This window comes from Solemya velesiana gill symbiont, from assembly GCF_002020805.1.
Classification (GTDB): Bacteria; Pseudomonadota; Gammaproteobacteria; order Chromatiales; family Chromatiaceae; genus Sedimenticola_A.
The window spans coordinates 1-13,363 of the sequence record NZ_MPRJ01000015.1 but is presented as its reverse complement, the minus strand read 5'-3'; the positions used below and the strand labels follow the sequence as shown (position 1 = coordinate 13,363).

Annotated in this window: 12 protein-coding genes and 2 pseudogenes; 6 read left to right on the top strand and 8 right to left on the bottom strand. The window is 56.5% G+C overall.

Annotation, left to right across the window (positions count from 1 at the left end; all coding sequences use genetic code 11):
- Window positions 1-14: 14 nt before the first annotated feature.
- The gene (locus BOW53_RS03570; protein WP_078486139.1) at window positions 15-731 is read left to right on the top strand and encodes a hypothetical protein; all 717 of its coding nucleotides are present in this window, start codon (window positions 15-17) and stop codon (window positions 729-731) included.
- Here the strand turns inward: BOW53_RS03570 and BOW53_RS03565 are convergent.
- From BOW53_RS03565 to BOW53_RS03555, 4 genes and pseudogenes are all read right to left on the bottom strand, one after another.
- Entirely contained in the window at window positions 706-1,278 is a 573-nt protein-coding gene (locus tag BOW53_RS03565) for a lytic transglycosylase domain-containing protein (protein WP_172838752.1), read from the bottom strand. The two genes, BOW53_RS03570 and BOW53_RS03565, sit on opposite strands and share 26 nt — an antisense overlap.
- A 66-nt stretch (window positions 1,279-1,344) precedes the next feature.
- A pseudogene (locus tag BOW53_RS13825) lies at window positions 1,345-1,398 on the bottom strand (hypothetical protein); the annotation flags it as partial.
- A 29-nt stretch (window positions 1,399-1,427) separates the two neighbouring features.
- Window positions 1,428-1,655 (bottom strand): annotated as a pseudogene (locus BOW53_RS13820) (transglycosylase SLT domain-containing protein); the annotation flags it as partial.
- Window positions 1,656-2,022: 367 nt separating this feature from the next.
- Window positions 2,023-2,736 (bottom strand): hypothetical protein, encoded by a 714-nt coding sequence (locus BOW53_RS03555; RefSeq protein WP_078486137.1) that lies wholly within the window; start codon window positions 2,734-2,736, stop codon window positions 2,023-2,025.
- 190 nt (window positions 2,737-2,926) lie between these two features.
- On the opposite strand from BOW53_RS03555, the gene BOW53_RS03550 reads away from it, so the two are divergent.
- The 5 genes from BOW53_RS03550 (at window position 2,927) to BOW53_RS12705 (ending at window position 5,745) form a co-directional block, all read left to right on the top strand.
- Window positions 2,927-3,745: an inositol monophosphatase family protein gene (locus BOW53_RS03550; protein ID WP_245831982.1), complete on the top strand. Its 819-nt coding sequence runs from the start codon at window positions 2,927-2,929 to the stop codon at window positions 3,743-3,745.
- Window positions 3,726-4,205, top strand: a complete 480-nt coding sequence (locus BOW53_RS03545) for a PaaI family thioesterase (protein WP_078486136.1) — start codon at window positions 3,726-3,728, stop codon at window positions 4,203-4,205. The genes BOW53_RS03550 and BOW53_RS03545 overlap by 20 nt, the downstream gene beginning before the upstream one ends.
- A 59-nt stretch (window positions 4,206-4,264) precedes the next feature.
- Window positions 4,265-4,702 carry a tetratricopeptide repeat protein gene (locus BOW53_RS03540; protein ID WP_078486135.1) on the top strand — a complete coding sequence of 146 codons (438 nt, stop codon included), beginning with the start codon at window positions 4,265-4,267 and terminating at the stop codon, window positions 4,700-4,702.
- 194 nt (window positions 4,703-4,896) lie between these two features.
- Window positions 4,897-5,541: a hypothetical protein gene (locus BOW53_RS03535; protein ID WP_135606985.1), complete on the top strand. Its 645-nt coding sequence runs from the start codon at window positions 4,897-4,899 to the stop codon at window positions 5,539-5,541.
- A gap of 30 nt (window positions 5,542-5,571) precedes the next feature.
- Window positions 5,572-5,745, top strand: a complete 174-nt coding sequence (locus tag BOW53_RS12705) for a hypothetical protein (protein WP_172838753.1) — start codon at window positions 5,572-5,574, stop codon at window positions 5,743-5,745.
- A 134-nt stretch (window positions 5,746-5,879) separates the two neighbouring features.
- Here BOW53_RS12705 and aroG read toward each other — a convergent pair whose 3' ends face one another.
- The 4 genes from aroG to BOW53_RS03515 all read right to left on the bottom strand — a co-directional run bounded on the left by aroG (window position 5,880) and on the right by BOW53_RS03515 (window position 13,288).
- Window positions 5,880-6,938, bottom strand: a complete 1,059-nt coding sequence (gene aroG, locus BOW53_RS03530) for a 3-deoxy-7-phosphoheptulonate synthase AroG (RefSeq protein WP_078486132.1) — start codon at window positions 6,936-6,938, stop codon at window positions 5,880-5,882.
- A 177-nt stretch (window positions 6,939-7,115) separates the two neighbouring features.
- A complete protein-coding gene (gene ppdK, locus BOW53_RS03525) occupies window positions 7,116-9,893 on the bottom strand; it encodes a pyruvate, phosphate dikinase (protein ID WP_078486131.1) in 2,778 nt (925 codons plus the stop codon).
- Between the two features lie 453 nt (window positions 9,894-10,346).
- Window positions 10,347-11,438, bottom strand: coding sequence for a restriction endonuclease subunit S (locus BOW53_RS03520; RefSeq protein ID WP_078486130.1), 1,092 nt, complete (start codon window positions 11,436-11,438; stop codon window positions 10,347-10,349).
- Window positions 11,435-13,288: an HsdM family class I SAM-dependent methyltransferase gene (locus BOW53_RS03515; protein WP_245831981.1), complete on the bottom strand. Its 1,854-nt coding sequence runs from the start codon at window positions 13,286-13,288 to the stop codon at window positions 11,435-11,437. The genes BOW53_RS03520 and BOW53_RS03515 overlap by 4 nt, the downstream gene beginning before the upstream one ends.
- Window positions 13,289-13,363 lie beyond the last annotated feature (75 nt).

The following is a 13,363-nucleotide window of genomic DNA, read 5'->3' as shown; positions in this document are numbered from 1 at the left end:
TTGAAGGTGACGCTGTGATTCTGAGTGTCTTTGAATATGAGGACACCCCTTACCAATGGCTCAGCGTCTCTCACGCATGCGGTCTTGCAGCAAATATTCTCAAGGTGATGGATCGCCAGAATCACAAAAACAGGAAATATGGACTGCCCATGCTGGAACTGGGGTTGGGTATTGCTTTCAGTGACGAGGAGCCGGCCTTTCTCTATGACGAAGATAGAGAGATCATGATCTCGTCTGCAATCAACCGGGCAGATCAGCTCTCCTACTGTTCAGCAGCGTTGCGCAATTCCGAATACGGAAAGGGTCTTGGTCGTGGTGTGGAGGTGCTTTCGCCCGCAAATCCCGATGAGTTGGACAAGCAGAGCAGTGATCGCCTGGTCCGCTATAACGTCAATGGAATCGAGCTCGATGTGTCGGCATTTTACAAGCTCAAGTCTGAGCTGGTATTGAAGCAGGTGCAATTCAAAAAGGGTGGTAGAAAGAGTCGTTATCTTGCTGCCAGGTACCCGGACCTTGAAGGGAATATGAACTGGCTCGTGATTCGTGAGGCAGAGATACGCACTTGGGACGGGAGTCGGGTCGGTGCTCCGGAAGCTAGCGGACGCAGCTACTACCAGGTGGTTACTGACCAGGATACGATTCGGGCCGTAGTGGATGTTATGAAGGAGCGCAGGTCCGGGGTTGTTCCCTCTTCACCAGGCGATGTCAAAGAGGGGCGTTATCTGCACTAGCCGTTGGTGGTCTGCCGGTCTGTGCAATGCGGGCGGCAACCAGCTGTTTTTTAGGCAGGATAGGTTGTAGTTTCTGGCTCAGACGCACGGGGGTTCTGCTCAGGCGCCGTTCATAGATCACCGAATAAGCCATCACCCGTTGGGTGTATTTTCGTGTTTCCCTGAAGGGAATGTTCTCAATCCACAGGTCGGCATCGGTGGCCTCGTCGGGCAACCATTTTTTTACGCGATGGGGGCCGGCGTTATAGGCCGCAGTAGCCAGCACCTGGTGTTCACCCAGTTGCTCCATGACCTGTCGCAGATATCCTGTTCCCAGCTGGATGTTTGTTTTCGGATTGAGCAGGTCCCGTCTTGCGGGTTTGGGTTTCTTCAGGCGTTTGGCAACGGAGCGGGCCGTTTTTGGCATGAGTTGCATGAGACCCATGGCACCGGCAGGAGAGATGGCATCCCTTGAGAAAGCACTCTCCTGGCGCACCACCGCAAACACCCAGGCGTCATCTATGTTCTGTTGCTCAGTGTCCTGGCTGATCTGTTGCCGATGTTGCAATGGAAAACGTAACTCCAGGTCATCCCAGTAGCCGGTACGGGCCAGGGTGAAGATAGCCTGGTCGTGCCACTCCCAGGACTGGGCGAGTTTTGCCGCAGCCTGAAGTTTTGCCTGATCCATATTACCTGATCCATATTACGGGTTGCCCAATGCCACTCCCTGCGCGCATCCAGCAGGTGATCGAGGGCCAACAGCTCTTTCGCCCGCTTCAGCCCGGGTTGTTGTGTAAGAGAGAGGATCTCGTTTCGGGGCAGTACCAGGGGCGTGTTCCCAAGATGGTAATCCAGGCCGACACGATCGGCTGACAGGAAGCCGTGGTAGCTGCGCTCTGCGGCGAGGGCCTTGAATTGGGTCTCGGCTTCCCTGGGTTTGCCCATGGCCTCGGTGGCATGGGCACGCCAGTAGCGCCAGTTCTCCTTTTCCTGAAAGTCCCGGGGAGCTGAGTCCAGCCACTTCAGGAGCATGTCCCAGCGCTGAAGTGAAAGGGCCGTACGCAGTCGCTTCTCAATGTAATACTTATCACTCTCTGCCGGTATAACGCTATCCATCCAGTCGATGACATCCTTGTGATCCTGTCTCGTCATCTGTAACACCAGGACGCGTCTGGCCTGGTCTTGAAGTGCTTTGTCGGCATCAGGTTGCAGTTGTCTCCAGGTCTTCAAGGCGGCATCTATGTCCTTGCGGGCCAGCTGTTTCATGCCGTGCAGCAGTATGCGCTCCCCGTAAGGGTGTTTTCCTCTCTTCTTACTGAAGGCGGCAACCTTTGCGGGTTGCGGGATGGCGATGAATATCGAGCCACTGGTTCAGCCAGGACTGCTCAGGCTTGGGAAGAAAGCGTCCCAGGTAGCGCGCCAGGCGGCTGCTTCTCTGCTCCATGGCGAGGTCGATGCGTGCCCAGACCAGCTTTTCGGTGAGCAGGTCGTTATCCTGGAGGACCTCGAACATGGGGTCGCAGGCCTTGGGTTGTGAAGAGCCGGATAGCCAGACTTTGACGGCCTTTTTCATCGCTTCCTGGGCCTTGCCGGTATTGAACAGCGCCCAGAGATAGGTGCACTGCTGTGAGGTGCTTCGGGTGGGCTTGTAGAAAGCGCGGTAGGTCCACCACCGTTTTTTCTTTGCCAGGTGTTTCAGCCAGGCCGAGTGCAGGCGGTTTGCCAGGGGGGTGTCGGAATAGGTGGCGAGGAAAAGCTCAACCTGATCGCTTTTAAGTGCGCTCAGGTTGTTCAGGTGCTCTTTAAGCTTCAGGTAGGGTAGCAGGGGGTAGTCCTGGGCGTCGAGTCGTGCCTTCAGGGCCTGGAATGCGGCATCGTCCCTGCCCAAGGCCTGTTCAGCGGCCAGAAAGTCCTGTCGCAGGGATTGGAGCGAAGGGTTATCAGTTTTTGCGGCGGAGTTGGCGCACACCGTTGAGATGAACAGCAGGAGCAGGATGAGAATTTTTCGCCGTGTTGTAATTTCCATGGCTCCTCGTAGGGGTGCCGCTACAACTAAAATGAAGCTTAGGGTGGAGCGGATGAATATACAAGGCTGATTGTCTGTGTTTTTGTAGATTTATCAAGGGAATAATAGTCTTATTATTGTGCCGCGCACCATGCTGGTGGTTGTGCAGGACTTAGTAATTGGCGATCATCACTCAATGAATTTGCAAAACATGATGAATAAGCAAGAGATCCATAGCAGGGATTTGCAACAACTGGTTGTGGAGGTGGCCGATAAGGAGATTATGGCCCGTTTTCTGGGGGTGGATGTCCACCAGAAGACCGACGGTTCACTGGTGACCGATGCCGACCTGGCAGCCCAGGAGGCCATACGTGAACGCCTTCAGGCACGTTGGCCGGCCATTCCGCTGCTCGGCGAGGAGATGGAGAAGTCAGAACAGGAGCGGGTACTGGACACCGGCGAGTATTGGTGTCTCGATCCCCTGGACGGTACCACCAACTACGCCTGTGGTATCCCTTTCTTCGCCATATCCCTTGCCCTGATTCGTGATGGTCGCATTGTGCTGGGAATCGTATACGACCCGGTGCGGAAGGAGTGCTTCAGGGCCGACCTTGGCGGGAGTGCCTACCTAAACGATGAAAAGCTGAGGCTCCCTGCCCAGCCCCAATCTCTAGATCAGTGCGTGGCCATTGTCGATTTCAAGCGTCTGTCCAGGGAGTTGACCATGCGCTTGGCCGGTGGCGCCCCTTACCGCTCCCAACGTAGCCTCGGGGCCGTTACCCTGGAGTGGTGCTGGCTGGCTGCGGGTCGGGGTCAGCTCTACCTGCACGGTTCACAAAAGCCCTGGGACTACGCCGCTGGGCTGCTTATTTTCCAGGAGGCCGGTGGCGAGGGCTGCCTGATGGATGCGCTGGGCAGCGACTGCATCTCCCCGGCGAGCCAAGTGGCCTCACAGGCGGCGGTGGGTGCTGCGGAGCAAGGCCTGCTGCTTCAGTGGCGGGAGTGGCTGGATGCTTCTGAGCCCGACTGACTGGCTGAGAAAACTGAACCTGGTCTCCCGTCAACGCCGGCTGGAGTGGTTTCCGCCCTTTAGAGCCCTGGGTATCAAGGTGTTGGAGCTGGAAGGCGGCGGGCGTGTTACCCGTATCCTGCTTCCCCTCTCTGAGCGCACCCGCAATCCCGGCGGGAGCATGTTTGGCGGTGCCATGGCCTCCGTTGCCGATGCGGTTCAGGCACTGCCCTGTGCCCGTGTTTTCCCGGAATTCACGGTCTGGACCCGCAGTCTGCACCTTGATTTTTTACGTGAAGGCCGCACTAATCTTGAACTGAGGTTCGAAATGGAGAGCGGCCAGGAGGCAGGCATCGCACAGGAACTGGCTGACAGCCACAAGAGCGATCCGCTGTTCAGATACGGTTTCTACCTCGAGGACGGGACGTTGTGCGCCCGAGCCGAATCGAGGGTAGCGATCAGGAAGATTGACTCGCCATGAAGGCCAGTCACTTTATTTTTTTATTTATGTAGTGCCGGTTTGCCGGTTGGAGATACCTGATGAGTGATCAAAACGAACAGCTCGATATGGAGCTGAGCAGCGGCATTGCCGCATTCGAGTCGAAACATTTCTCTGTGGCTGCGCAAACCCTTTCGCCACTGGCCGACCAGGGCAACATCGAGGCACAGTACCGCATGGCGATCATGGCACAGAACGGTCTGGGCATGACGGTCAACGAACTGCTGGCCTACAAGTACATGAAGTCTGCCGCCGACGCCGGCCTGGCGCTGGCCCAGCACGGCCTGGGATTCATGTACATGGAGGGAGAGTGCGTGGATAAGAGCATGCCCAAGGCTATCGAGTGGTTCAAAAAGGCCGCCGAGCAGGGCATGGCCGGCTCCCAGACCACCCTCGCCATGATCTACGAGCAGGGGGATGGGGTCGAGCAGGACCTGGAGGAGACCAAGCGCTGGTACAATATGGCCGGTTTCGAGTAGGGGCCTCCTGACCGGATGCGCTGGATATGAAGGGCCGGGAGAGCAAGTTTCCCAGTCGCCCGAGCATTGTCAGGGGCAATGTGTATGGCGAGCGAAGGGAGGTGCACTCTCTCGTTGCGCGCAGGCAGGCGATACGTCCCCTTCGTCTCGGGCTGATATTTCTGGCCTTTTCTGGTGTATTGGTAGCCACTCTCATGAACTGGCTGACACATGATCCCGGGCCGGTTTCCGAAACAAAACCTGTGCAGCGTAAATTACCATCGCAGCCACACCCCGCCCCCGGCAGACTGGCCCCGGTCCAGAAAGAGCATGCCCGGCGCCCGACCTTGGGGTTTGAAAGCGGTGCCAGGCGAGAGCGGCAGATTGCGAAAGCGCCGGCAGTTGCTCCCATGGAGGGGGAGACCAATGCCGAGGAAGGTGAGCTCAGGCTCTCCATTCGCAAGGGATTCAGGCCGGTGGGCTTTCGTATAGGGGTAGTACAGCAGAACCTGCCCCTCTCCAATCACTCGAATCGGCTTTTCAAACAGCTGCCCGATTTCGATGGGCCCAGCCAGAAGTATGGTGTGATCCGCCTGGCCGCCGGTCAGCAGTACCGGTTTGTGCTGGATACCGATCCCGCCGGTTATCGTCTCTACCTCGATCGAAACCGCAATGGTGATCTGACCGACGACGGCCCGGCCGTTGAGAACAGGGGCAAGGGGCGGTTTGCCGGCATTGTGTCACTTCCCCTGGGGCGGGTTACGGGGTTGCGGGAGCTCGAAGGGGATTACGAGCACTGGATATTCGCAAACAGCCAGAGCTGGCAGGAGAATGCCCTGCGCTATTACAGCCGCACCTAGCTGCAGGGCCGGTTGCGCCTTGGCGGGGTTGTGTTTACCGCCTACTTGGCGGACAACCATGTGCTGGACGGCGACTACCGCAATGACGGAATCAGTATCGACCTGGATGGCGACGGAAAGATCCAGAAATCATGGGAGTACCTTCCGCCGGGTGGCACACTCACCCTGGGTGGAAGGGAATACAACGTGAAAATTGTTTATTAATCCGCCTGTCGGGAGGGGCAGCATGCCCCCCCTCAATATCCTGCAATTGTAGGAGCGAATTCATTCGCGAACAGCGTCTGGATTCTGCTTTCTGCCGATCGCGAACAAGTTCGCTCCTACCTGTTTAGGGTTTGTCAGCAGCACTCCCTGCGTTTACGGACCGCTTCGGCCAGCTCACGAAGCAGGGGTTCGCTCTCTTCCCAGTTGATGCAAGCGTCGGTGATGCTCTGGCCGTAGACCAGCTCTTCGTCCGCCCGCCAGTCCTGGCGTCCGGCCACCAGGAAGCTCTCGATCATGGCGCCCATGATGCGCTTGTCGCCCCGGGCAATCTGGCCGGCCACATCGCGGCCCACATCGATCTGCTTCTGGTGGCGTTTGCGGGAGTTGGCGTGGCTGAAGTCGATCATCATATTGGGTTTGAAGCCGCCGTTCTCCATCTCCTCTGAGGCGATGTTGATACTCTCGGTGTCGTAGTTGGGGCGGGTGCCGCCACGCAGAATGACATGGCAGTCTTCATTGCCGCCGGTGGCGAAGATGGCGGAAAAGCCGTTCTTGGTCACCGACAGAAAATGGTGCGGCTGGGATGCCGAGCGTATGGCATCCAGTGCGATCTTCAGGGTGCCGTTGGTGCCGTTCTTGAAGCCCACAGGGCAGGAGAGGCCGGAGGCGAGCTCCCGGTGTCCCTGGCTCTCGGTGGTGCGTGCGCCGATGGCGCCCCAGCTGATCAGGTCAGCCATGTACTGGGGGCTGATCAGGTCGAGGAACTCGGTGCCTGCGGGCAGCCCCATGTTGTTCACGTCCAGCAGCAGCTGGCGGGCCAAGTGCAGACCCTTGTTGATGTGGAAGGTGCTGTCCAGGTCGGGGTCGTTGATCAGGCCTTTCCAGCCGACAGTGGTACGGGGCTTTTCGAAGTAGACCCGCATCAGGATCAGCAGGTCCTCCTTCAGTTCGTCCGCGACCTTTTTCAGCTGCTGGGCGTAGTCCCTGGCCGCATTGGGGTCGTGTACCGAGCAGGGGCCGATAATCACCAACAGACGGTCGTCCTCGTCGCGGAGGATTTTGTGGATGGCCTGGCGCGTATCGTACACGGTTTGTGCCGCCTTCTCCGTGATGGGGAAGTCGGCCTGCAATTGTGTAGGGGAGACCAGCTCTTTGATGGCGCGGATGCGTAGATCGTCTGTTTTGGGTTTCATATCGGCTCGCAGGTTTTCCTGCCGGGTCAAAAGGACAAGGAAGGCGGATTATAACCCTACTGGAGCGGGATGCCAGAGGGCTGAGAGAGCAGTAGGAGCCGTCTCCTGACGGCGATAAGCCCATTTATGGACCCATCGCCCAGGGGACTGGGCTCCTACATCAGGTCTCTTTATTGTTTACAGCGACTGGGTGCCGCCGGGTCCTTCACTCAGTGCGGCGTGGGCTGCCGCCAGCCTGGCAATGGGTACCCTGGGGCCGGAACAGGAGACGTAGGTCAGCCCGATCTGGTGGCAGAAGCGGATCGAGTCGGGATGGCCGCCGTGCTCACCACAGATACCCATCTTCATGTTGTCGCGCTTGCTGCGACCCCAGCCCACGGCCAGCTCCATCAGCTTGCCTGCGCCCTTGATGTCCAGCACCTCGAACGGGTTGTCCTGGAGGATGCCGTTTTCGTTGTACATGGGCAGGAACTTGTTCTCCGCGTCTTCACGGGAGAAGGAGAAGGTGGCCTGGGTCAGGTCGTTGGTGCCGAAGGAGAAGAACTCAGCCACATCGGCCAGGCTCTCTGCGCGCATGCAGGCGCGTACAACCTCCAGCATGGAGCCGAACTTGAAGTTCACCTCCACGCCGTAGTGGGCCTCGACGGCCTGCTGTACTGAGTCGACGATGGATTTCACCCGCACCAGTTCCTGCTTGGTACAGACCTGGGGCACCATGATCTCCGGGAATACCTCGAGGCCCTCTTTCACGCACTCGGCAGCAGCCTCCAGCACCGCACGGATCTGCATGGAGTAGATCTCGGGAAAAGTGATGCCCAATCGCACGCCTCGATGGCCCAGCATCGGGTTCACCTCGTGCAGGGCGCGCACCTTCTTCAGCATCACCGCTTTCTTGTCGATGGCCTCGTCCACCAGCTGGGGGTCGGCCATCTTGTCGATGGAGGGGTGGGTGTCGGCGGTGCGGTACATGAATTCCACCGTGTCCGACAGGATGTTCATGCCCAATACCGTGTCCCGCAGATGTCTGAGTTGTTCCAGCTCCTCTTCCAACTGGTGCTCCGAGGGCAGGAATTCATGGATGGGCGGGTCCAGCAGGCGCACGGTAACCGGGCGTCCGGCCATCGCCTTGAGCATCGCCTTGAAGTCGCTGCGCTGGATCGGCAGCAGCTTGTCCAATGCCGTCTGGCGGCTGGAGGCGTCCTCGGCCAGGATCATCTCCACCACGATGGGCAGGCGTTCCACGGCGTTGAACATGCGCTCGGTGCGGCACAGGCCGATGCCCTGGGCACCGAAGCCGGCAGCCTTGGTGGCGTCGTCCGGTGTGTCGGCGTTGGCCATTACCTTGAGTCGTGCCGTCTCGTCGGCCCAGCCCAGCAGGATTTCCAGTTCATTGCTGAACTCTGCCTCCTTCATGGCCACCTCGCCCAGGTAGACGTCGCCCGTGGTGCCGTCGATGGTGATCAGGTCCCCTTCGCTGATGGTGGCATCACCGACAAAGGCCTTGCGCATCTGCACATCGACGTGGATTCCTTCGGCGCCAGCCACGCAGGGCTTGCCCATGCCGCGGGCTACCACAGCAGCGTGGGAGGTCTTGCCGCCGCGGGAGGTGAGGATGCCCTGGGAGGCGAAGAAACCATGGATGTCCTCGGGCTTGGTCTCCTCGCGCACAAGGATCACCTTCTGGCCGGCGCGGCCCTCCTGTTCTGCGCGGTCTGCGTCGAACACCGCGTGGCCGACGGCAGCGCCTGGTGAGGCGGGCAGGCCGCGGGCCATGGGGCTGGCCGTGGCGCTGCGGTCGAGTTGCGGAAACAGCAGCTGCTCCAGCATCTCGGGCTGAATGCGCAAAAGGGCCTGGGTCTTGTCAATCAACCCCTCACGCAACATCTCGACAGAGGTGCGTACCAGGGCGGTGGCGTTCATCTTGCCGTTGCGGGTCTGCAGGCAGTAGAGGCGGCCGCGCTCGATGGTGAACTCGAAATCCTGGACCTCCTTGTAGTGGCTCTCCAGGCGGTTGCGTAGCTCCACCAGCTCTTGATACTGCCCCGGCATCTCGTCGGCCAGGGCGTCGATGGGTTTCGGGGTGCGGATGCCGGCCACCACATCCTCGCCCTGGGCGTTGGTGAGGTACTCGCCGAACATGCCGTTCTCACCGGTATCAGGGTAGCGGGTGAAGCCAACGCCGGTGGCGGAGTCGTCGCCCAGGTTGCCGAAAACCATAGTACAGATATTGACCGCGGTGCCGTTGGCCATATCGGGGGTGATGTTGAACTCCCGCCGGTAGTCCACTGCCCGCTTGCCCATCCAGGAGTTGAATACCGCCTTGATGGCGATCTCCAGCTGCTCGTAGGGATCGCTGGGGAAGGGCTTGCCGGTCTCCCGCTCGACCACATCCAGGAAGATGTCGGAGGCCTCGCGCAGGTCCCGTGCCGAGAGGGCGACATCCTCCTTTACGCCGACCCGCTCCTTGATGGCCTCGAACTCTTCGTCGAAGGCCTCGTCAGAGATACCCAGTGCCACCTTGCCGAAGAGCTGGATGAGGCGGCGGTAGGCGTCGTAGGCGAAGCGCTCGTTGTTGGGCTGGGAAATAAGACCCTGCAGGGTGTTACTGTTGAGGCCCAGGTTGAGGATGGTGTCCATCATTCCCGGCATGGACATGGCTGAACCGGAGCGCACGGAGACCAGCAGTGGATCATCTGAGCCGCCAAAAGATTTGCCGGTCTTCTCCTCCAGGGACTGCATGTTGGCGCGGACCTGGTCCATCACCGCGGCGGGCAGGCCCTGGTCCGGATTGTCCAGATAGGTGAGGCATGTCTCGGTGGTGATGACAAATCCGGGCGGCACGTTGAGTCCGATCTGGGTCATCTCGCAGAGATTTGCGCCCTTGCCTCCCAGCAGCATTTTGTCACTTCCATTACCCTCTTCGAATGCATAGACGTATTTTCTTGTATCAGACATGCAACAGTTCCTGTTTTCTTTGTTAACTTTCGGCCCGGTCTGTCAGGACGGGCGATTCTCTTCTGGTAAACGACTTAATTTACACCTTTTTTATGTCCGGCAGCTGACAGTTTTCAACGCCAGTTGAGAAGGCTCAATAAAGCGGGTGAATTTAGTTGTCCTGGCTCAATTGCAGCGACAAAGGAAGGAGAGTAATCAAGCGCAGGAAATGCCCCTTCAGCGTCCGACCAAAGAAGGCTGGTCTGGGGGTAATTAACAAACCAGGTGCTGCGCCATGGATGGCAACTCCAAGCATAAAAAAGCCCGGTTGAAGCGCAAGCCGTTCGATAAAGGTGTTGTAATTTGAGCGGCACCATAAAATCCCTCTAACCGGCGTGGTTAGAGGGATTTTTCGTTTAATCGTGGTAGTTCAGCACTCAGGGGCAGGGTAGTTATCTATGTTGAACCTTGGATTCAAGGTGTTTTCAGCGCAGCACCCATGCTTTTTTCGGCTCTAACGCGAAGCGCTCTTCCATAACGGTTCATCCCTTTCCAATCGATGGCCCGTTCGCCGGAGTCGCTGGTTGTAGTTGGCACCAAGATATGTGTTTTTCGCAAGCGACCTAGCGTAGCGCCGTTTCCTCCCCAACTGAACTTACTCATTTGCTGCTTGATCAACGTTGATAAAACGAGGGCATTGTCAGCATTAAGATGCTCGTGGCGGAGCACTTGGATATTTTGGCTCGTGTAAAAAGCCACAGGTTGGTATGCAACAGTTTGGGTGTCCAACCCGATCGTGACTGCGTTTCCTGGTTCAGGGTTCTTTTCCTGACGAACGCATATCCCATCGATCCCGTTGCTTTCACGAGTCCGAGACACGAACGGATATCGCCTCTCACCTGATAGAGCTAATTTCGACTTGTCGTACCAAGCTGATGACGCCTTCATCGACTCAAAAACATCGGTAATCAGCATCGGCTCAAAGGCAAATTCATCCGAGGCGGCATTCTCTTTTGGTGATGATACTCTAGCTTTTGCAGCACGCTCTCCAGCAAAGTGGATCAAATCTTGACCCAGCCGCGTTATTCCTTTCCAGTCTACGACCTGCTTGCCACGGGCGTTGGTCTTCGCAGGGATCATAATCTTTTGACGCCCCAAGCGATGCAGCGTGAGTTTGTATCCAAATCCAAACTTGGGCACGCACTGCTGCGTTAGCATGCTCGCTATCATCAGTAGGGCGGGCTTGGTGGCATCATTCGATATTGGCTCAAGCGCGATTACATCATCCGATGCGCTAAACGGAGCGGGTTGGTACTTAGCATGCCCTGTCCCGCCATCGCCATTATAGATTAATGTCACCCACCCCCCAGGGAATAACGCGGGCGTATCTGCAAAATCAGTAATGCTATTGTTAATTCTAGAGGCCCCAACAAACGGGGTTGCCCCGGATTTTCTATGTGCCGCTATCAAACGTTTCCCTTTGTGAGCGTGAAATAAACCATCCTGCTCCCCTTCAACGTTGATCACATACATTGGTGCAAAGGTCAGTTTCTCGAAAGATTTCATTCCTCACCATCCTTGATGCCAATTTCTTCGCTGGCTGGCTTAATGAGATCGCCATAGCCATGCACATGCATGTCAACCTGCCACGATAAGTAGTCTGCGACCGTTTCCATGAAGTCATCATAGGCCGGAGGCTGGTCATTAAAGTAGAAGTACGAATGTTGCCATTCGTCCGCAGCAATCACCTCCGAACGCACTATGAAGCGCGTATCCTCAATCACGTCTCCTCGTAGCACTTGAAGCAAGTGCTTTCTTCGGGACGCTGCGGTGCCATCATCTGTTAGCCCACGATGCATTTGCACCTTGTAGCCGTCATTCTGAAAGTTGACGAATTTAACCATCGCATCTTCTGGGTGCTTTCTACCTGCCGTAAACAGCACTATCACTGGGTGAACTCCAACCCCCGAGTCAGCAAATGTTGCACCATTCAAAGTGATCACAGCATCGAGGGTATTCTCCTTGAGAATCCGGGATTTTCGCTCCTTATCCTCTTTGGTTTTACCAACCATTGCAGACTGAGGAACAATCGCTGCCATTCGGCCGCCAGTGTTCAAAAATGTCAATGCCTTCTCAATAAATGAGAGCTCAGACAGGTGACGGGTTGTTTTGTCTTTTGCTTGTGAGTACGGGGGATTTAAGAGCACTTTCGTAAATCCATGCCCTGGTATCCACTCGCCGTTTTCATCTTGTTGGTCGCCACGCATTTCGTGTAGTGGCGCCTCGAAGATAGAGTCGCGGCGAAAGTTTGCCTTTCCGTCGCCACGCAGAATCATATTCGTGGTTCCAATAGCGAAAAGCTTATCCTGGAGTTCAATTCCGTGAAGGCGATTCTCACGGATATCGTCCTTCACCCCATCATTGTCTCCTGCATCCTTGAACATTCGATGCATTGCTGCAATAAGGAACGATGCTGTGCCTGCTGTTGGGTCCAAAACCCAATCGCCAGAACCCACATCGATCAACTCAGCCATTAACGTTGTTACATGCTCTGGCGTTAGAACAATGCCGAGCGTATTTCCGTCACCGCCTCCGTATGAAATAAACTCATGATAGAAGTTGCCAAGTACGTCGAAAGAACTCAGTGAAGGGTCTGTCACCACTCTTTGTACGTCAGACTTCAAAATTCGGGCAAACCACTTTAACGGCGTCATACCTAGTTCGGTATGCACCCGGTTTAACGCTGGAGCCTTTTCGATAAAAGCGAACTGGTCAAGCAAGGTACCGACTTTTTGCTGTGGACCAAAGCCTTTCGAGAGCATGTAGGCGTGAGCCGCTTTGTAGATCTTGGCTCCGTCCCAGTCATCGGGAAGATCCTCGTCATACGCACCCTTCAGGTCATCAACATCGAAGCCAGGTTTTTCCAAAGCTAGCAAGATCGCTGAAACGAGTGGGGCTTTTCGGTCATTCTCTACAGAACCATAGTTCCGCATCCCTTCGTGCAGCTTCGATGCTGCTTCCTTGACTGTATCAAGCCGGATTTCTGCAAGCGGCTTGTTTCCGAGCACGGCGACTGAGTGGTATTCACCTATCGCGTCCTTGGCGAAGACATCAAGGTTGTCTAGGTCATCAAGGTGCTTGATTATCCCTGAGCCAATGAAAGCCACAGATATCTCGTGGTGGAGTTCGTCACCACCAACGCCAACTGCAAAAATCCCCTTATCGTGTGGAATACCATTACGCATCATCGCGTTCGCATAGTGGACAGCTCCATTGAGCGCATAGTCTTGCCGATACGGGAATTCAGTGGTGATTTCTTCCTCTTTGAGGAAACGTGTAAGCCGAGTCTCTTTCTTGTCCTCGATAATTACAATGAAGTCTTCAACGACAAAGGCGGTTTCAAGTAATAACTGCAATTCAATTAGGCAGCAAGCAAATCCACTTGCCGCCCCATAAATAATTCATTCGGTGATCGATAGCCTCTTGTGGCT